The sequence below is a fragment of the uncultured Tateyamaria sp. genome, assembly GCF_947496075.1.
In the GTDB taxonomy this organism is placed as follows: Bacteria; Pseudomonadota; Alphaproteobacteria; order Rhodobacterales; family Rhodobacteraceae; genus Tateyamaria.
In genome coordinates this window covers 738,525-757,498 of sequence record NZ_CANMBJ010000001.1, presented here as the reverse complement: position 1 = coordinate 757,498, position 18,974 = coordinate 738,525, and the positions used below count along the sequence as shown (strand labels likewise).

At 61.5% G+C, this 18,974-nt stretch carries 20 protein-coding genes and 1 pseudogene; 12 read left to right on the top strand and 9 right to left on the bottom strand.

The window, feature by feature from the left end; all coding sequences use genetic code 11:
• Positions 1-571: pseudogene (locus Q1A51_RS03855) on the bottom strand (chemotaxis protein CheA); the annotation flags it as partial.
• Between the two features lie 137 nt (positions 572-708).
• Between Q1A51_RS03855 and Q1A51_RS03850 the strand changes: the two are divergent.
• Positions 709-1,428 (top strand): thiamine diphosphokinase, encoded by a 720-nt coding sequence (locus tag Q1A51_RS03850; protein WP_299604002.1) that lies wholly within the window; start codon positions 709-711, stop codon positions 1,426-1,428.
• Here Q1A51_RS03850 and Q1A51_RS03845 read toward each other — a convergent pair.
• From Q1A51_RS03845 to Q1A51_RS03835, 3 genes are all read right to left on the bottom strand, one after another.
• Complete coding sequence (locus tag Q1A51_RS03845) at positions 1,346-2,263, bottom strand: DMT family transporter (RefSeq protein WP_299604000.1); 918 nt, start codon at positions 2,261-2,263, stop codon at positions 1,346-1,348. The genes Q1A51_RS03850 and Q1A51_RS03845 overlap by 83 nt on opposite strands.
• Positions 2,264-2,454: 191 nt before the next feature.
• Positions 2,455-3,828 carry an L-serine ammonia-lyase gene (locus Q1A51_RS03840; protein WP_299603998.1) on the bottom strand — a complete coding sequence of 458 codons (1,374 nt, stop codon included), beginning with the start codon at positions 3,826-3,828 and terminating at the stop codon, positions 2,455-2,457.
• A 1-nt stretch (position 3,829) separates the two neighbouring features.
• Complete coding sequence (locus tag Q1A51_RS03835; RefSeq protein ID WP_299603996.1) at positions 3,830-4,519, bottom strand: glutathione S-transferase family protein; 690 nt, start codon at positions 4,517-4,519, stop codon at positions 3,830-3,832.
• Between the two features lie 124 nt (positions 4,520-4,643).
• Between Q1A51_RS03835 and Q1A51_RS03830 the strand changes: the two genes are divergently transcribed.
• The 7 genes from Q1A51_RS03830 (at position 4,644) to Q1A51_RS03800 (ending at position 11,616) form a co-directional block, all read left to right on the top strand.
• Positions 4,644-5,231, top strand: coding sequence for an EF-hand domain-containing protein (locus Q1A51_RS03830; RefSeq protein ID WP_299603994.1), 588 nt, complete (start codon positions 4,644-4,646; stop codon positions 5,229-5,231).
• A 101-nt stretch (positions 5,232-5,332) separates the two neighbouring features.
• The gene (rpiA, locus tag Q1A51_RS03825; protein ID WP_189369556.1) at positions 5,333-6,121 is read left to right on the top strand and encodes a ribose-5-phosphate isomerase RpiA; all 789 of its coding nucleotides are present in this window, start codon (positions 5,333-5,335) and stop codon (positions 6,119-6,121) included.
• 11 nt (positions 6,122-6,132) lie between these two features.
• Entirely contained in the window at positions 6,133-7,614 is a 1,482-nt protein-coding gene (locus tag Q1A51_RS03820) for an FAD-dependent oxidoreductase (protein WP_299603991.1), read from the top strand.
• 73 nt (positions 7,615-7,687) lie between these two features.
• Positions 7,688-8,851: an FtsH protease activity modulator HflK gene (hflK, locus tag Q1A51_RS03815; protein WP_299603988.1), complete on the top strand. Its 1,164-nt coding sequence runs from the start codon at positions 7,688-7,690 to the stop codon at positions 8,849-8,851.
• Positions 8,851-9,777, top strand: a complete 927-nt coding sequence (hflC, locus tag Q1A51_RS03810) for a protease modulator HflC (RefSeq protein ID WP_299603986.1) — start codon at positions 8,851-8,853, stop codon at positions 9,775-9,777. The genes hflK and hflC overlap by 1 nt, the downstream gene beginning before the upstream one ends.
• The gene (locus Q1A51_RS03805; protein ID WP_189369560.1) at positions 9,777-9,971 is read left to right on the top strand and encodes a DUF2065 domain-containing protein; all 195 of its coding nucleotides are present in this window, start codon (positions 9,777-9,779) and stop codon (positions 9,969-9,971) included. Before hflC ends, Q1A51_RS03805 begins: the two co-directional genes overlap by 1 nt.
• A gap of 172 nt (positions 9,972-10,143) precedes the next feature.
• Positions 10,144-11,616 carry a Do family serine endopeptidase gene (locus Q1A51_RS03800; RefSeq protein ID WP_299211866.1) on the top strand — a complete coding sequence of 491 codons (1,473 nt, stop codon included), beginning with the start codon at positions 10,144-10,146 and terminating at the stop codon, positions 11,614-11,616.
• A gap of 110 nt (positions 11,617-11,726) precedes the next feature.
• On the opposite strand, the gene Q1A51_RS03795 is transcribed toward Q1A51_RS03800, so the two are convergent.
• Positions 11,727-12,257 (bottom strand): peptidoglycan-binding domain-containing protein, encoded by a 531-nt coding sequence (locus tag Q1A51_RS03795; protein ID WP_299603983.1) that lies wholly within the window; start codon positions 12,255-12,257, stop codon positions 11,727-11,729.
• Positions 12,258-12,327: 70 nt separating this feature from the next.
• The gene (locus Q1A51_RS03790) at positions 12,328-12,756 is read right to left on the bottom strand and encodes an OB-fold nucleic acid binding domain-containing protein (protein ID WP_299603981.1); all 429 of its coding nucleotides are present in this window, start codon (positions 12,754-12,756) and stop codon (positions 12,328-12,330) included.
• A gap of 125 nt (positions 12,757-12,881) precedes the next feature.
• Here Q1A51_RS03790 and Q1A51_RS03785 point away from each other — a divergent pair, with 125 nt between their 5' ends.
• Genes Q1A51_RS03785 through Q1A51_RS03775 form a run of 3 tightly spaced genes read left to right on the top strand, consistent with a single transcriptional unit; the run spans position 12,882 to position 14,367 of the window.
• Complete coding sequence (locus Q1A51_RS03785) at positions 12,882-13,205, top strand: 2Fe-2S iron-sulfur cluster-binding protein (protein ID WP_299211857.1); 324 nt, start codon at positions 12,882-12,884, stop codon at positions 13,203-13,205.
• On the top strand, positions 13,205-13,972 hold the full coding sequence (locus tag Q1A51_RS03780; protein ID WP_299603980.1) for a VCBS repeat-containing protein: 768 nt from the start codon (positions 13,205-13,207) through the stop codon (positions 13,970-13,972). The genes Q1A51_RS03785 and Q1A51_RS03780 overlap by 1 nt, the downstream gene beginning before the upstream one ends.
• On the top strand, positions 13,969-14,367 hold the full coding sequence (locus Q1A51_RS03775) for a hypothetical protein (protein WP_299603979.1): 399 nt from the start codon (positions 13,969-13,971) through the stop codon (positions 14,365-14,367). The genes Q1A51_RS03780 and Q1A51_RS03775 overlap by 4 nt, the downstream gene beginning before the upstream one ends.
• An 88-nt stretch (positions 14,368-14,455) precedes the next feature.
• Here the strand turns inward: Q1A51_RS03775 and purD are convergent, their stop codons facing one another.
• Entirely contained in the window at positions 14,456-15,721 is a 1,266-nt protein-coding gene (purD, locus tag Q1A51_RS03770; protein WP_299603978.1) for a phosphoribosylamine--glycine ligase, read from the bottom strand.
• Between the two features lie 67 nt (positions 15,722-15,788).
• Here purD and xseA point away from each other — a divergent pair, with 67 nt between their 5' ends.
• Entirely contained in the window at positions 15,789-17,333 is a 1,545-nt protein-coding gene (xseA, locus tag Q1A51_RS03765) for an exodeoxyribonuclease VII large subunit (RefSeq protein WP_299603977.1), read from the top strand.
• Positions 17,334-17,471: 138 nt separating this feature from the next.
• Here xseA and Q1A51_RS03760 read toward each other — a convergent pair whose 3' ends face one another.
• Complete coding sequence (locus tag Q1A51_RS03760; RefSeq protein ID WP_299603976.1) at positions 17,472-17,867, bottom strand: hypothetical protein; 396 nt, start codon at positions 17,865-17,867, stop codon at positions 17,472-17,474.
• A gap of 49 nt (positions 17,868-17,916) precedes the next feature.
• Positions 17,917-18,879: an alkane 1-monooxygenase gene (locus tag Q1A51_RS03755; RefSeq protein WP_299603975.1), complete on the bottom strand. Its 963-nt coding sequence runs from the start codon at positions 18,877-18,879 to the stop codon at positions 17,917-17,919.
• Between the last annotated feature and the right edge of the window lie 95 nt (positions 18,880-18,974).

Genomic DNA, 18,974 nt, shown 5'->3' with positions numbered 1-18,974 from the left:
CGGCTTCGGCTTCGGCTTCGGCTTCGGCTTCGGCTTCGGCTTCGGCTTCGGCTTCGGCTTCGGCTTCGGCTTCGGCTTCGGCTGCAGCGTCAGCTTCTGCAGGATCGACCGGCAGGTCGACAGCGTCCTCTTCCGTTGTCTCGTCTGCAGCCACGTCGATTGCCGCTTCGCTCACCGCGTCTGAAATCTGTGCGTCGGTGTCCGTCGTCGCGTCAGGTGTCGGCGCTGGCGTTTCGGTCTTGGGCGCGGGCGCGACAATCGGGGCTGCTGCTGCGGCAAGGGCAACCGGCGACGCCACGCTGGCCTCGGGTTGTTGCGTTTCCGCGCTCAGAACAATTCGGCCTTCCTGCTCGCGCGCTTCCACGCGGCGCGAAATCTCGCGCTCGGCGATGCGGGCCAACATCTCGGCATCGGGTTGCGGGGGCTCTGCCCCGAAATATCTGTCATCGGACGCCAGATCGCGGAAGTACTCCGCAATTGCCTTCATGGTGCCGAAGCTGTCATCGAATCCTTCCAACGTGCACGAGAAGGTACCGTAGGAAACTGTTAAAATTTTATTATTATTCATCATCGGATGCTCGTCCTCTGCTGATATGCAAAGGTCGTCCTATGTGGCGCGGCGGGCCAAAGCGGCCCGAATCTGTGCCGTTGAGGGTATCATTTCGTGGCGACATTGTGATCTGTTTCCAAAAATTGCATTAATCCGGCATGACTTCCCCGATTGTTTACAGTTCTGAGCCCGTTGCATTGTTTGGCGGTGGCGAGGCGACCTTGGCCGATGTGGCTGAGGTGCAAGCGCTTGCAGGTCCATGCGTTGCAGCGGATGGAGGCGCGCAGATTGCGCTTGAGGCGGGCATCGATCTGGATGCCGTGATTGGTGATTTCGACTCGGTAACGCAGGAGATGCAGCGCCGGGTGCCCTCTGATCGTCAGTATCATATCGCAGAGCAGAACAGCACCGACTTCGACAAGGCGCTGCGCCATATTTCCGCCCCCGTGGTTCTGGCCGCAGGTTTTTTGGGGGGACGGGTGGATCATCAACTGGCCTGTTTCAGTGTCCTGGTGCGCTATGCAGACCGGCCCTGTATTCTTATTGGGCGAGAAGAGATCGTCTTTCTGTGTCCGCCGCGCCTGGCCTTGGCTACACGGCCCGGCGATGTTGTATCGCTTTACCCGCTGGCGGCGGTCGAAGGGACGTCGACGGGGTTGCGCTGGCCGATTGACGGCCTGGCATTTCACCCAATGTCGGCCATTGGTACATCGAATGCGGCGGAAGGGGCTGTCACCCTCACCATGTCAGACCCTGCGATGATCGTGATTGCGCCGCGCCGCTGCCTGCCAACGCTCACGCAGGCGCTGGTTCAGGCGTCTCAAGACGCGCGATGGCCCGCTCGCGCAGCACAATATACAGCCCCGCCGCAATCGTGATCGAGATCCCGACGGAGGCAAGCCCGTTGGGCAGGTCGCGGAAGACGAGGAAACCGATGATCGTGGCAAAAGGGATTTCCAGATATTGCATAGGGGCCAGTGTGGCCGAGGGCGCGTAGCGCAGCGACCATGTCATCAGCAGGTGCGCCATTGTGCCAAGACCACCGATGGCCAGTAGGAGGGTCCATTCAAAGCTGTTCGGAGTGATCAGCTCGATGCCCGGCAGGTTCTTTCCCTGCAGGAAATAGACCAAGGGCCCCATGATCACGACAGCCATGACCCCACTCACGGCTTGCAGGCTGAATGGATCGGTTTCCTTGGCGATTTGGCGTGTCACGAGCATGAAAACAGAGAAGTTCACGGCCACGAAAAGGGGCAGCAGAGCGGGCCAGCCCACTTCGACAAAGCTGGGTTGTACCACAAGGAGCGTGCCGCAGAACCCGACGACACAGGCCCAGACGCGGCGGCTGCCGACTTCCTCGCCCAGAACGTATTTGCCCAGCAGCATCATGATGAACGGCATGACAAAGGCGATGGCTACGGCATCCGCCAAGGGGAGGTATTGCAAGGCTGTGAACATGGCACCGATCCCGAGGATGTGCAGCACCGTCCGAAATAGTGTTAACCACAAAACCCGTCCGTGCATGCGCCACAACCGTCGACCGAACCAGACAATCGGGATCAGGATCACTGCCTGCACGGCGAATCGGACCAGAACGAGTTGGGCAAGAGGAACCGATTGCCCCAACACCTTGGCCACCGCGTCCCCGACAGGGGCGACAATGCAAAAGCCCAGCATCAAAAGGATGCCGAGAAGAGGGCGATCATGGGTCATGGCGCCACGCTACCCAGTGATGGGCGGAGTGCAACACAAGTATTGAGACTTGGGTGACGCTATTTGGCGTCAAATCGCTTGATGAGCCGTACTGTTGGTCTGCGGATGCACTCTTTGCTGCGCAAATTCGCCCACCCGCCGACCCTGGAACATGGCGCCGTGACTGTCTGTGTTTCGGAACCGCGACGGCATCAACAGTTGGGTACGTTGACGGCAAGCCCGCCCAGCGAAGTTTCCTTGTACTTCTCGCTCATGTCGGCACCGGTTTGTCGCATGGTTTCGATACAGGCGTCGAGCGGCACAAGGTGCGTGCCATCGCCCCGCAAGGCGAGGCTGGCCGCACTGACCGCCTTGATCGCGCCAAGGCCGTTGCGTTCGATGCAGGGCACCTGCACCAACCCGCGTATGGGGTCGCAGGTCATGCCCAAATGATGCTCGAGCGCAATCTCTGCCGCGTTTTCGATCTGCTGTGGTGTGCCGCCCATGACGGCGCACAGACCCGCCGCAGCCATGGCCGCGGCGCTGCCCACCTCGGCCTGGCAGCCCGCTTCGGCCCCTGAAATGGAGGCGTTGTATTTTACAAGCCCGCCAACGGCGGCAGCGGTCAGCAGGAAATCCTCGATATGTGCTTCGGACGCGCCGGGAACATGGTCGAGATAGTAGCGCAAAGTGGCAGGCAACACGCCTGCCGCGCCGTTGGTGGGGGCCGTGACGACTTGTCCACCCGCCGCGTTTTCTTCGTTTACGGCCATGGCATAGACGCTCATCCAGTCGTTGATGGTGTGTGGTGCCGTCAGGTTCATGCCGCGCTCTTCCATCAACTTGTCATGGATGCCCTTGGCCCTGCGTTTGACGTTCAAACCGCCCGGTAAGGTGCCGTCGGTTGTCAGGCCGCGCGTGATGCAATCGTTCATCACCTGCCACAGCCGTTTTGTACCCGACCGCAGGTGCGGATCTCCGTTGCGGGACACTTCGTTGGCGCGCTTCATGGCTGAAATGGTCTTGCCAGAGCTGTCTGCCATCTCAAGCATCTCGGCGGCAGTTTTGAAGGGATAGGGGACGGGGGCGCCTTCGTCCGTTGCCTTGCCAGCGGCCAGTTCCTCTTCGGTCATGACGAAGCCGCCGCCGATGGAGTAGAAGACTTGCTGCAATGTGATGTCGCCCTGTGCATCGGTCGCCATCAGGATCATGCCGTTGGCGTGGCCGGTCAGGGGCGTGTCGTAGTCAAACACAAGGTCTGTCTTGGGGTTGAAACGCAATGCAGGCAGGTCGTCGGGATGCAATGTGTGCGTATCGGCCAATGCCACCAGCGTCGCTTCGGCTTTGTCGTGGTCGTAGGTGTCGGGCACAAACCCGGCAAGCCCAAGGATGGTGGCCCGGTCCGTAGCATGCCCCACGCCAGTGAAGGCCAATGACCCATGCAGCGACGCGCGCACCCCGGCGAACTGGAAGGGCGAGGCGCGCATCATGTCGAGGAACCGCGCAGCCGCCACCATGGGGCCCATGGTGTGTGACGAGGACGGGCCGATGCCGACCTTGAACATTTCGAATACGGACAAGAACATTTTAGAGTGCGGATCCTTCGGGCGGGTTGGGGCGCTGCGGCGCTGTAAACGGTGCGGGGCCCAATCCCTCGGCCCGTTTGGCGATCTCGGTGGCGGGCCATGCGTCAGCCCGTTTGCAGATGTGGGACAGGTGCGGGCTGTCGGCAAGGGTGAACCAGTCGCGATTGTCTGGGCCATAGATTGCACACCAGCGCAGCATGCAGACCACATAAATATCAATGGCGGTTGGTGCATCGTCGCCGAAGGCTTGGTTTGCCGCGTGTTCGAGGATCGCAAAGTCCCGCATCAGGGCGCGTTGCGCGCCATCTGTTACGGTCTGTTGTCGATCGGGATCGTCACCGATCAACTTGTCCGGGTAGAACAGCAATTGCATGTGCGGGTGCACCGTGTTGGCGCAAAAGAACAGCCATTTCAGAAAGTCTGTGCGTGTGTCTTCGCCGGGTTTTGGCCCAATGACGCCGTGCTCATCGACAAGCCAGAGCAGGATCGCACCTGTTTCAAACAGGATACCATTGGGTGTTTCGAGCGTTGGGATCAGCCCGTTCGGGTTCAGTTTGCGATAGGTCGCGCTGCGCTGTTCCTGTTTTGAACGATCCACGAGGACCGTGGAGTAGGGCACGCCAATCGTATCAAGCGCCAATCGGATGATCAGCGACGCGTTGTCGGGCGCATAGTGCAGAACGTAGCTCATGCATGCCATGTACCTTCGACCACGGCGCAAACGATGTCTCAAAACGACCAATTCGTTGGAGAAAAGGCCACGATTAACGACCCGTTTACCTTGGTGCGCTTCCCTAAAGCACGGAGGATGTCGAATGCGCTGGATTCTATTGCTGATGTCGCTGGCTGTCTGTGCGTTGCCATGGCGGGCCACATTTGCTCAGGAACTGTCCGGGCGGGATCTGGTCGATGTGCTGGTTGCGCGAACGCCGGGGGCGACACTGGATCGGATGCGTGCGCGTCCCGATGCCTTTGTTCAAGAGGCGGCGGGCCTGATCCTTGGCTATGGTGGGACGCGAGGATTAACCGCGGCCGACATCGAGACAGCAATCGCCGCGGAACAGGCGCGACTGAGGGCGCGCGAAATCCGTCGCCTGCTCGAAGCCGATCTGAATGACGACCTGACAGTCACCCGCGACGAGTTGAACGTTCTGCTGCGCGCGGCATCCGCGACGATGCGGGGGCGCCTTCTGGTATGGCATCGAAGCGCGGACACGGACGGCGATGGCACCGTCCGATGGGCTGAGCTGCGGGGCCATGCCGCGAAAAAGGCGGAAGCCGGGATGTCGGAAACGGCCATGGCCGCCATGCGCGCGATGATGACCTTTGATTTGAACGGCGATGACCATGTGGTTCTGGACGAGGTGCTGGAGGCGATGGAACTACTGGGTGCACCTGCCTGACCGTCTGTTTCCGCCGCGCAGTGCAGCAAATTGCATCCTTTGGGGTCGCAACAACCCGCCCGCGTGCGTATAAGCCCAGCAGCATTTGGGGAGTCGCATACATGTCCGGAGAACTGTCGCCCATCGACAAGGCCAAATTCGTCGCTGCGAAACGCGCCGCCGACTATGTCGAGGATGGAATGCGCGTAGGTCTGGGAACTGGGTCAACCGCCGCCTGGCTGGTGCGTTGTCTTGGCGAACAGGTGCGTGAGGGCGGCTTGCAGTTCAAGGGTGTGCCGACATCGACCCGCACGGCGGATCTGGCCCGCGAGGTCGGGATCGAAGTGATCAGCCTGGACGAGGCCAGGTGGCTCGACCTCACCATCGACGGCGCGGATGAGTTCGATGGCGACCTGAACCTGATCAAAGGTGGCGGCGGCGCGCTGTTGCAGGAAAAGATCGTGGCGACCGCCTCTGATCAAATGGTGGTGATCGCCGATATAGGCAAAGAGGTCGAACATCTGGGCGCCTTTCCCCTGCCGATCGAGGTCATCCCCTTTGGCTGGCAGACCACGCAGGCGCTGGTCGAGGAAACCCTTGTCTCCATGGACGTTCTGGGCCGTCAGTCCAGCCTGCGCATGAACGGCGAGCGCCCCTTCATGACCGACGAGGGGAACTACATCCTCGACCTGCATCTGCAGCGCATTGGCAACCCCCGTCAGCTGAGCCTGGTGATCAACCAGATGCCGGGTGTGGTTGAAAATGGTTTGTTCATCGATATTTGTGACGCCGTTGTCATCGGCTACGGCGATGGTCGGGTCGAGGTGCGAGATATCAATGAAGGCACAGTGGAACAGGATCGGCTCGATTTCTTGGAAAGCGACAACCTGTTCTCCGACCTTGCAGACTAAGGACACGAAACATGGCGGACTATGATTACGACCTCTTTGTGATCGGGGGCGGCTCTGGTGGTGTGCGCGCAGCGCGCGTGGCCGCGGGTGAGGCCGGGGCGCGCGTCGCACTGGCCGAGGAAGACCGCTATGGTGGGACCTGCGTGATCCGGGGCTGCGTCCCCAAGAAACTGATGGTGTTCGCCAGCGAGTTCGGAGAGCTGGCCGAGGTCGGCAGCGCCTATGGTTGGAACATGACGGCGGGGTCCTTTGACTGGCCGGGGTTCCGTAGCCATCTGAACACTGAACTGGACCGGCTGGAAGGTGTCTACCGCAGCCTCCTGAAAAATTCGGGCGTCGAAACATTCGATGCGCGCGCCAAGCTGAAAGACAAGCATACGGTCGAATTGTCGACGGGTGAGACGAAGACGGCCAAGACCATCCTGGTCGCCACCGGCGGGCGCCCGGTGCGTCCAAGCATCCCCAATGCAGATCTGGGCATCGTCAGCGATGATATCTTTCATCTCGAAACACTGCCCAAATCCATTCTGATTATCGGTGGCGGATACATTGCATGCGAATTTGCCTGCATCCTGCACGGCTTGGGGGTCGAGGTGACGCAGTACTACCGTGGGGCTCAAATCCTGCGTGGCTTTGATGACGAGGCGCGTGGCCTGATCGCTGAATCGATGCGCGACCGGGGGATCAATCTGCACACCGGGACAAACATCGTGCAGATGGGACCGGCCTCCGAAGATCATTCCGACGCCATTCCAACGGCTTCTGATGCCGCAATGGGCGCAAGCGCGCAGCAGGAGAACGTCATGGCCTATGGTGGGGTCGCAACCAAGCCGAACCCCAAGGATCGCGGTGGCCCGATCTGGGTCAAGTCCACGACCGGGCGGGAGTGTGTTTTCGACATGGTTCTGTTTGCGACTGGGCGTGACCCGAACAGCACCGACATGGGACTTGAGGATATCGGTATCCAAGTCGGTCGCCGGGGTGAGATTGTTGTGGACGAATACTCCAAAACCGCCATCGACAGCGTCTACGCCATTGGCGATGTGACCAACCGGGTGAACCTGACTCCCGTCGCCATTCGCGAAGGTATGGCATTCGTCGAGACAGTGTTCAAAGACAACCCGACAGCGGTTGATCATGACCTGATCCCATCGGCGGTGTTCACCCAACCCGAGATGGGAACGGTCGGTTTGAGCGAAGAAGATGCCCGCGATCAGGAGGAAGTCGAAGTGTACTGCACGTCGTTCCGCCCGATGAAGACGGCTTTTGCCGGACGAAGCGATCGCGTATTGATGAAACTGGTTGTGTCGGTGGCAACGCGCAAGGTGCTGGGTTGCCACATCGTCGCACCGGATGCGGGCGAGATGATCCAACTGGCGGGTGTCGCTGTTAAGATGGGAGCAACCAAGGAAGATTTCGACAGGACGGTTGCGGTGCACCCGACCATGTCGGAAGAGATAGTGACCATGCGGACGCCAATGCGGACTGCTTGAATTTTCTGGTAAAAATCACAGGTAATGCACAAGGTGCGGCACTGGCTGCACGGCAAGAGGAGAATAATACCACATGGCTGGCAATACAGGCGGCCCCTGGGGGGGTGGCGGCAAATCGGGCGGCGGCGACGATGATCGTGGCAATGGCTCTCGCGGTCCCGGCCGCGGCAATGGCGGGCGTGGGCCCGGTGATGATGGTCCGCAGATCCCCGAAATCGACGAACTGGTCAAAAAGGGCCAGGAACAGCTGCGTGTCCTCATGGGCGGCCGTGGTGGCGGCAGCAACGGCAGCGGTCGCGGTTCAGGCGGCGGCGGTGGTCCGTTCCTGACGCGCGGCACGTTGGGCCTTGGGGCCCTTGCAGCACTCGTACTTTGGGGGATGGCGAGCTTCTACACCGTCCGGCCCGAAGAACAGTCTGTCGAGTTGTTCCTGGGCGAGTTTTCGTCCATCGGCAGCCCCGGCCTGAACTTTGCACCTTGGCCCGTCGTGACAGCCGAAGTAATCCCCGTGACCCGCGAACAAACCGAAGAAATTGGTGTGGGCGGTCGTGGCGGTGATGCCGGCCTGATGCTGACCGGTGACGAGAACATCGTCGACATCGACTTCCAGGTTGTCTGGAACATCAATGATCCGGCCAACTTCCTGTTCAACCTGCGTGATCCGCGCCCAACCATCCGGGCCGTGTCGGAATCAGCGATGCGCGAGATTATCGCGCAATCCGATCTGGCACCGATCCTGAACCGGGATCGTGGGGCAATCGCCGGTCGCTTGCAGGACCTGATCCAAAGCACGCTCGACAGCTATCAAAGCGGCGTGACGGTGATCCGTGTCAACTTTGACAAGGCGGACCCGCCTGCATCCGTGATCGACGCGTTCCGTGACGTGCAAGCGGCGGAACAAGAGCGGGACCGGCTGCAGAACGTGGCGGATGCTTATGCCAACCGTGTGCTCGCTGAAGCACGTGGTCAGGCGGCCCAGCTTCTGGAAGAGGCCGAAGGGTATCGCGCCCAGCAGGTCAACCAGGCCGAAGGTGAAGCCAGCCGCTTTTCCGCCGTTCTGGAAGAATATCTGAAAGCGCCGGATGTGACGCGTCAGCGTCTGTATCTGGAAACCATGGAAGAGGTGCTTGGCCGCGTGGACAAGATCATTCTGGATGAAAACCAAGGCGCCGGAGGGCAGGGCGTTGTCCCCTATCTGCCGCTGAACGAGTTGCGTCGTGGTGGAGGATCGAACTGATGCGGAGATCCACATTTCTTCTGCCCATTGCGGTTGTTCTTGTCGCCCTCGGCCTGTCGTCGCTGTTCATCGTGGATGAGCGCGAAAAGGCGCTGGTTCTGCAATTTGGGCGCGTCGTTGCCATCAAGGAAGATCCCGGGCTGGCCTTCAAGATTCCGCTCATTCAGGAAGTTGTGCGCTATGACGACCGTATCCTGAGCCGTGATGTCGAACCGCTTGAGGTCACACCGCTTGATGATCGCCGTCTCGTTGTCGACGCCTTTGCCCGTTACCGGATCACCGATGTGAACCAGTTCCGGCAAGCCGTTGGTACGGGTGGCGAAGAGTCGGCGGATCGTCGGATCGACGGTATTCTGCGGAACGAGTTGCGCGAAGTGCTGGGTTCGGTGTCGTCGAACGACATCCTCAGCTCGGACCGGGCGGCCTTGATGCTGCGCATTCGCAACGGTGCCATCGCCGAAGCGCGCGCGCTGGGCATCGAAGTGGTGGACGTGCGTCTGAAACGGACCGACCTGCCAACCGAAAACCTTGACGCCACCTTTGAGCGGATGCGTGCAGAACGCGAGCGGGAAGCGACCGATGAACGCGCCCGTGGTAACGAGGCGGCGCAGCGTGTGCGTGCGCAGGCGGATCGGACAGTGGTTGAACTGACGTCGGACGCAGAACGCCAGGCCGAGATCATTCGTGGTGAAGCCGATGCGCGCCGGAACTCGATCTTTGCCGACGCCTTTGGCGCGGACCCGGAATTCTTTGAATTCTATCGGTCGCTTACCGCGTACCAGCGGTCGTTGCAGGGGTCGAACTCGACCATGGTGCTGTCACCTGACTCTGACTTCTTCAACTACCTGAAGTCACCGACCGGTGCGACGGCGGACGCCGCTGCCGCTGCCGCGGACGCAGCAGCCGCAGCCGTCGCGGGACAGTAATGGCTTGGGTCCTTCTGGCCCTGGGACTTGTGATGTTGGTGGAGGGGCTGGCCTATGTGCTGGCCCCTTCGCTCATTGAACGCGTGCTTGAGGTGCTGCGCACCATGCCCGAAAGCGCCCGACGTCTGTTTGGTGCGCTCGTTCTCGTAACCGGTCTGATCTTTATCTGGCTGGCTTTTTTTATTGGTTTGTAAGGCAATGCATTTCAGAATGTTCACGTGCACATCACGCTCTGTTGAAACCACGAGACGCTGATCCATCTTTAATGTTGCAAGGATGCAACCCTACATGCACGGTGTGCGCAGGTGCGCGCGTCCGTGTGCAAAATGACCGAAACGGTCAACAAGACTATGCAGGAGTAACCTGATGCAGCGACAGGCAATCGCCGTCTCCGGACGGCTTTCCCCAATGCCCCTCTTTCGTGCCCTGTGGTTGGGCGCTTTGGCGCTGGCCTTTGTTATGGTGCAGGCGCTCATGGCGCAGGCGCGCCCCGAAAGCCTGGCCCCTCTGGCAGAACAGATCAGCCCGTCGGTGGTCAACATCACGACATCCACGGTGATCGAAGGGCGGACCGGCCCCCAAGGCATCGTGCCCGAAGGCTCGCCCTTCGAAGATTTTTTCCGCGAGTTCCAAGATCGCAATGGCCAGGGTGATCGGCCGCGTCGTTCGTCGGCGCTTGGGTCAGGCTTTGTGATTTCCGAAGATGGGTTCATCGTCACGAACAACCACGTCATCGAAGGCGCGGACGAGATCACGATCGAATTCTTCAGCGGAGAAAAGTTGGTTGCGGAACTGGTTGGCACTGATCCGAACACGGACATCGCGCTGCTGAAGGTCGAAGCAGATGAGGCTCTGCCGCACGTGCCATTCGGCGACAGCGACACTGCGCGCGTCGGTGATTGGGTGGTTGCGATGGGCAACCCGCTTGGTCAGGGCTTTTCAGTCTCTGCCGGTATCGTGTCGGCGCGCAACCGCGCATTGAGCGGCAGCTATGATGACTACATCCAGACGGACGCGGCCATCAACCGCGGCAACTCCGGTGGTCCACTGTTCAACATGGATGGTGAAGTGATTGGCGTGAATACAGCGATCCTGTCGCCCAATGGCGGTTCGATCGGTATCGGCTTCTCGATGGCCTCCAACGTCGTGATCCGCGTGGTCGACCAGCTGCAGGAATTCGGCGAAACCCGCCGCGGCTGGCTTGGCGTACGCATTCAGGACGTGACGGATGACATTGCAGAAGCGATTGGCCTCGAAAGCACAACCGGTGCTCTTGTCACATCCGTCCCGGACGGCCCGGCCAAGGATGGCGGCATGCAGGATGGCGACGTGATCCTCAGCTTTGCCGGCGTTGATGTTGCCGACACGCGCGGCCTGGTGCGCCAGGTGGGCAACAGCCCCGTTGGTGAAACGGTGCGCGTGGTCGTGTTCCGCAATGGTGAAACAGTCACTCTGCGCGTGACACTTGGACGGCGCGAGGAAGCTGAAGGCGCCGTGCCCGCCGTTGCGGCGCCCGAAGAGGGCCCCGCCGAAGCCGAAACCAAGGATGTGCTTGGCCTGACGCTCAGCACTCTGACGGATGAGCTGCGTGAGCAGCTGGGGGCTGACGCGGATCAGGAAGGTCTGGCCGTTGTCGAGGTGGACGAGACCAGCGAAGCCTTCGAAAAGGGCCTGCGTGCAGGTGACATCATCACCGAAGCAGGACAGCAAAAGGTCAACAGCATTGGCGAGTTCGAGACGCGGCTGGATGACGTGAAAGAAGCAGGGCGTAAATCGCTTCTGTTGCTGGTGCGTCGGGCGGGTGATCCACGTTTCGTGGCGCTCAGTCTAGCCGAGTAAGTATCGTCATCGATATGAAAAGGTACGGCGCCCCTCGGGGCGCCTTTCTTGTTCAGGGTTTGCAGCGATGTGCCCGCCTGTAAGGCGCACCTGCTGGTGCGGCCCGCCCGTCAGGTTGCGGTGGGATTGGCGACGGTGATCAGTCCCAGCTTGCGGGCGGCGGCGATGGAAAGGGTCTTGCTGTCCAGGCCCTCTGCGACTTGGTATCGCCCGATTGCGGCCCGGGTCCGCGCGTCCATTTCGCCCGTGATCTGTCCGCTGTAGAACCCCCGCGCCTCCAGCGCGCGCTGGACCGATGCAACGAAGTCGGGCGTGACATCAGCGTCACAAAGAATTTCGTACCAGGTTTCCCGACGCGGCTGGACAACCTGCTGGCTTGTCTCGGTTTTGTAAATCGGGGGCGACTGAACCCGCCCATCGCTGCTGATCTGTGCGGGTTGCAATTGGATTTTTCGTGTCACGGTCTCGACCACGGCAGGGCTCACCGTCTTGTCCCAACATGTGCCCGGTGCCGCCCCGGGCGGGGCGGTTGCCAGCGAAATGGGATCGACATTTGCGGTTGATGTGACTGCGCCATCTTCGGCGCAGGCTGCGACAATGCATGCGGCGGCAAGAACCGGGAAGAGGGGTCTGAATGTCATGCTCGGGCCTCTGGCTGGGCTTTTGAGGGCAACATAGCTGCGGGCCCGGCCTCTGCCTAGCCCCGCTGCGTCAGCCGCCCTTGCGGCTTTCCCAAGTGTCGGTGCGTGTCTCACTTCCCATATGCCGCCCGGTGCCTTCCGCCAGAAGCTGGTCGAGCAGGGGCGAGATATCCTCGATCTCTTCGGCCAGCACATGGGTGACGTTGTGGGCCCGCTGCATCCGGCCCGTCACCTTCAACATGCGCCCGGCCACCACGGCACGGCGAAAGCGTTCGTAGACGTGACGCCAAACGATGACGTTCACCACGCCCGTCTCATCTTCTAGCGTGAGAAAGATCACGCCCTTGGCCGTACCAGGGCGTTGCCGCAGGATCACCAGCCCTGCCACCGCCACCCGCGCATTCACCGGTGGCGCATCCAGCTCGCCCGCGCGCAGACACGCCGGGGGACGTGGCCATGTGGGCGCATGCCCGGACGGGGAGGAGGGGTAGATCTGCATGAGAACAAAGATAGAACAAATATACCATGTCGCAAGTGGAAAAGTCGGGGGTCGCAAAAGGGGCTGGCAGCCTTATCTCCTGCCCGGTAGAGATATGCGGAATGCGGATTGAAGGGGGCACGAGAATGGCCAAGATCACCTATATCGAACATGGCGGAACCGAGCATGTTGTGGACGTGGCCAATGGCCTGACGGTCATGGAAGGCGCACGTGACAACAACATTCCGGGCATCGAAGCGGATTGCGGTGGGGCATGTGCCTGTTCTACCTGCCATGTCTATGTGCATCCCGATTGGGTCGAGAAATTGCCGACGAAGGACGACATGGAAACCGATATGCTCGACTTCGCCTACGAACCGGATGTGACCCGTTCACGCCTGACCTGCCAACTGAAGGTCACGGACGCGCTGGACGGTCTTGTCGTGCAGATGCCTGAAAAGCAGATCTGATGCCCATCAGGGCGCCGCGTCTGCTGTTGCGCCTTTTGCGTCCGCCCGCCCGCGGCGCGTTGCAACCGCTGCGCGTGTTGCTGGCCGCGCTGGCGCTCGTGGCACCCTCAGCGCCTGCCCTGGCCGACGTTATCGTGGCGGCCCGTTACACCGATCCGACCGACAGGTATGCCCATGGCATCCTTGGCGATGCGATCGAATGGGGTGCTCTCGAGCTTGAGATGCAGGACGGAGAGCAACGCCGCTTTGTCCTGCCCCGCGATCACGTCTTCGAAGACGTGGCCCCCCGCCTTGCCGATCTGGATGGCGATGGCGCACCCGAGGTCCTGGTGGTCGAAGCCGATGTCACCGCCGGGGCTGCCTTTGCGATTTATGGCGCGCACGGCAAGATCACCGAGACGCCCCATATCGGAACCCGCAACCGTTGGCTTGCCCCGCTGGGGGCGGCTGATCTGGATGGCGATGGCGTGACCGAGATCGCTTATATCGACCGTCCGCATCTGGCCAAGACATTGCGCATCTGGCGCTTCGAAGATGGCATGCTGACCGCCGCCGCAGACCTGCGGGGCCTCACCAACCACAGGATCGGCGAGGTGGACATTGCAGGCGGTATCCGCACCTGCGCGGGTGTGCCCGAGATGATCCTGGCTACCGCGAACTGGTCGGACCTTGTGGCCATCCGCTGGGATGGATCACAGTTTCAGCGCATGTACCTGGGCACCGACACGACCCGCCCAGCCTTTGCCCACGCTATGGATTGCCAATGATGCGACTGGCCGTTGCCCTGCTGTTTGCTGCAGCGCCTGCAGCTGCGCAGGACCGCCTGACGCCCGAGCAGTTCCTGGACCTTGTTGCCAACCGAACCGCGTCTTTCGCGACCTTTCCAAACCGTCAGCCTGTTGGGATCGAACAATTCTTGTCCCGCGATCGTACTGTCTGGGCGCGCGCAAATGGGACCTGCGCCTTTGGCATGGTGACGGCGGACAATGGTCAGGTCTGCTTTGATTATGATGACGACCCGCCCGGTGTGCAGCATTGCTGGGTCCCGTTTCTGCGCGATGCACGCCTGTTTGTCGCCTCAACCGATGATCTGGGAGAAGTGCAGGAGGTTGTGGACATCAGCGACGATCCGGTAGCCTGTACGCAAGCGCCAATGTCTTAAGCTGTCGCAGCTCCTCTGCCCGGTTGCATCCGAACGGTGCCTCCGGCGGGGATTTTCTGAAACAGGGAAGCAAGGGGCGGGGCTTGTTCTAGTCGAGCGCCCGCCAACCAATGTCTCGGCGGCAAAAGCCTCCGGGGAAGTCGATGGCATCAATCATCGCATAGGCACTGTCGGCGGCCTCGTGCAAGGATGCGCCCCGCGCCGTGACATTCAGAACGCGCCCACCAGATGCGGTGATCTTGCCATCCCGTGCTGACGTTCCGGCGTGAAACACCATCTGGCTGCCGGTAGCGGGCAGCGTGTCGAGCCCGTTGATCACAGCCCCCTTTGCATAGTCTCCGGGGTATCCCTCTGCCGCCATCACGACTGTGATGGCATGATCCTCCGCCCAATTGACCTGTGCGGTGTTCAACCGGCCTTCAGCTGCCGCGTGCATCAAGTCCAACGCCTGCGCGCCCAGGCGCATCATCAACACCTGGCACTCCGGATCCCCAAAACGCACGTTGTATTCAACAAGGCGCGGCGCGCCGTTTTCGATCATCAGGCCCGCGTAAAGCACACCCTGATACGGCATGCCCCGCGCCGCCATCTCCGCCATAGTTGGGCGGATGATCTCCTCAAGGGCGCGTTCGGCAATGTCATCGGTCAGCACGGGGGCAGGGGAATAGGCTCCCATACCGCCGGTGTTAGGACCCGTGTCGCCTTCGCCCACACGTTTGTGGTCTTGCGCAGTGCCGATGGGCAATACGTCGGTCCCGTCGCACAAGACAAAGAAAGACGCCTCTTCGCCCTGCATGAATTCCTCGATCACCACCTCGGCCCCGGCACCGCCAAAAGCGCCCCCAAACATGTCATCAATGGCGGCATGTGCCTGTGCGACGGTTTCGGCGATGATGACGCCTTTGCCCGCAGCCAGCCCGTCTGCCTTGACGACAATCGGGGCGCCCTGTTCGGTGACATACGCTTTGGCTGCAGCCGCGTCTGTGAAGTGACCATACGCGGCCGTTGGCGCATTGGCGGCATCGCAGATGGCCTTGGTGAAAGCCTTGGACGCTTCGAGTTGCGCCGCAGCCTGGCTCGGGCCAAAAACCAGCACGCCTGCATCCCGCAAACGGTCGGCCACCCCGGCGGCAAGCGGAGCTTCGGGACCGACAATCACGAAATCGATGCACTCTTCTTCCACGAATGTCGCGACAACGCCGCCATCATTGATGTCCAGGTTCGCGCACTCGGCAATAGCCGCAATCCCCGCATTGCCGGGGGCTACGACCAGCCGGTCGCATTTGGGGTTCTGCAACACCGCCCAGGCCAAGCTGTGCTCGCGGCCACCACCGCCCAGAATGAGAATGTTCATCACTTGCTCCTTGGCCTTCACTTGGCCGCGTTCTAAGCTGGCCGGACCCGCAGCACAAGGATGGCCCATGGACCTGCTTGACGATCCCGTTCCCGGTTCGAACACACCCGAGTTTTCGGTGTCCGAGATTGCGGGCAAAGTGCGCAAGCTGATCGAGGGCGAACTGGGCTGGGTCCGGATCAAGGGCGAGGTCGGGCGCGTTGTACTGGCACGCTCCGGCCACCTCTATTTCGACCTCAAGGATGATCGCAACGTCCTGTCCTGCATGACGTGGAAGGGACAGGTCAGCGGTCTGGGCACCATGCCCGAGGAGGGGATGGAGGTCGTGGCCGAAGGCCGCATGACGGCCTCTGGCTTCCAATCCAAATTCTCACTCAATGCCGAACGCATCGCGATTGCGGGGCAGGGCGCGCTGATGGCGCTCCTGGAAAAACGTAAAAAGGCGCTCGCCGCCGAGGGGTTGTTTGACGACGCCCGCAAGCGGCCCTTGCCCTACCTGCCCGAGGTGATCGGGGTTGTGACGTCTCTGCAGGGGGCCGTGATCCGCGACATCCTGCATCGGCTGCGGGACCGGTTCCCGCGCAAGGTGCTGATCTGGCCGGTCGCAGTTCAAGGCGCCAATTGTGCGCCCGAAGTTGCGCGCGCAATCGCAGGCTTCAACGCATTGACGCCCGGGGGGAGCATGCCTCGACCCGATCTGCTGATCGTGGCGCGCGGCGGTGGCTCGGTCGAAGATCTATGGGGCTTCAACGAAGAAGCGGTCGCACGCGCCGCTGCCGCCTCGGACATCCCGCTGATTTCGGCAGTGGGGCACGAAACCGACACCACGCTGATCGACTTCGTGTCGGATCGGCGCGCGCCCACGCCGACGGCGGCGGCCGAAATGGCCGTGCCGGTACGCCACGAATTGTTGGCCTGGGTTGAACAGGCAAGCGCACGGATGACGGGCGCGGTGAGTGGCGGGATGCAGCGACGGCAACAGCGGTTGCGCGATCTGGCCCGCGCCTTGCCGCGCGCGGATGCGCTGGTCGAAGGGCCGCGCCAACGGCTTGACGTGACGGGCGGCCAACTTGGACCCGCGCTGATCGCGGGTGTGCAACGGCGCAAGGTGCGTCTGTCCGAGGTGTCGGGCAGCCTGCGTCCGGCCACACTGCGGCGCAGCCTCGAGGCAGAAAGACGTCGTCTTGATGCCCTGTCTGTGCGACTGGAACCCGCCTTGGCCCGTGTCGCTGCTGCGAAACGCGAACGGTTGGAGGCGCGCACGGCCCGCCTGACCCCGACGCGGATTGGGCAGGACGCAGCGCGTAAGTCGGAACGGCTGCGGGATGCAACGGCCCGCATGCAAGCCGCTGGTCAGAGGCAATTGGAGGGGCTGCACCGCAAGCTTGCAGCCATGGATCGGCTGCGTGAAACACTCAGCTACAAGGCGACGCTGGCACGCGGGTATGCCGTTGTGCGGGGCGAGGGGCAGATCCTGACCAGCCGGGCCGCGGCGGAACAGGCCAGTGGCCTTGAGATCGAATTCGCTGACGGGCGCATGAAACTGGGTGGCGGAAAGAGCGCTGCGCAGAAAGCCGCATCCAAACCGCCAGAACAGGGATCGCTGTTCTAGGGCGCATCAAGATGCGCCTTACGGGCAAAGCTCCATAGCATAGCTCGCGCCGGATAAGGCGGAGGTGACCTCCGCCTTACACCCTGTCTGTGGCGCGGTGATGCAGGATCTGTAAGGCGGACGTGTCGTCCGCCCGGCTCACACGCCGATCTTTGGGCCAAGGCAGATCATTTCTTCGCCAACATCCTGCGCTTCGTACAGCTCGGTGCTGGCAGGATCATTCTCGAAGGTTGCGATCAATCCGCCGGCTCTCTTCTCAAACGTCCAGCATTGCGGATCCGGGCGATCTTCGTAGACAAAGCAGATCAGGGGCCCTTCATTGTACCACGTTCCATCCCTGCATTCGCCATCCAGAAAGGACCATGTAACGCGTCGGTTTTCGTGATAGATTTCAGCGCCGTAGGCTTCGCCCGACCGGCCATAATACAGGGTCTTGCCTGTCACATAGGCTTCGAACTCGGCCGCCGTCATTGGCTCTGCCATGGCGGCGGCGCCTATGAAGGCCAGCGGGATCAGCAAGAGGCGAACGATCATGCGCACAGTGTGGCAGAGCTGTGTGAAACCTGCCAGAGGACGTGTCGTTTCATGCGGATGCTGGCGTTATCCTGCCTTGCACCGCGGCACCCGTCCATCGTTCCACCCGCCTGTCCATGATGCGACGCCAAACGGACGGCACAAGCGCCAAAACGGCCATCACTGGCAGGGAGTGGGGCAACATAGGCATGGTCTCTGCGTCCAGTTCCAGACGTGGAAATGCTGTCGCCGGGCGAGCATGGTGGGCCGAGTGATGCGGCGCGTTGAGCATCATCGCCGCCGAGTACCAGTGTGGTGCGTTCCATGAATGGGCCGGACCCATCGGCTCAAACTGGCCGTCTGGGAGGCTGCGCCGCATCAGCCCGTAATGCTGCACGTAATCCGACAGCATCAGTTGAACCTGCGCATACGCGCTGACAAGGATCAGACCGAAGATGCCTGCACCACCAGCCAACGCATAAGCAACCGCAACGCTCAGCGCAGACGCCAAACCATAAAAAAGGTAGGGGCGCGGAAGTCGCGCGCCGCCATGGCGCCTTCGTTCGGCGTATAGGCCATCGCGACACCCACCAATCCAAGCACGCGCAAGATAGGCCCAGAACCCTTCCCCCAGGCGGGCTGTGGCGGGGTCGGCCATCGTGGCCGCGTGGACATGGTGCACCAGACGATGTGCGCTGGTGTGGTGGCCAAAGAGGATAGAGGCATAGCAGGCCGCGCCAAGACGAAACGCCCAGCGGTCCGCACGGTGGATCAATTCATGCGCATTGGAGTTGGACACCTGCCCGAAATACAGCCCGGCGGCCACGACGATCAGCCCTTTGTCGAGCATCGCAAGATCCGTGCCCATGGCCCAAACCGTCAGGCCCAACAGGATGAAATGGGCAGCACCCAGGGCCTCGGACAGCCGGTGGCCGGATTGGTCTGAGGGCGCAGGACGCACAGGCAGCTTGTCGAGGAAAAAGACAACAACCGTGATGACCAGCACAGCGGCAATCGGCCAGGGCCCGCCCAACAAACAGGCGAGCGCCAGGCACGCGCCGGGCAAAAAGCTTGCAACGACAAAAGGCAGCAGCGGCGGCATCTATGCAGAATCACTCCGGTTTTCGC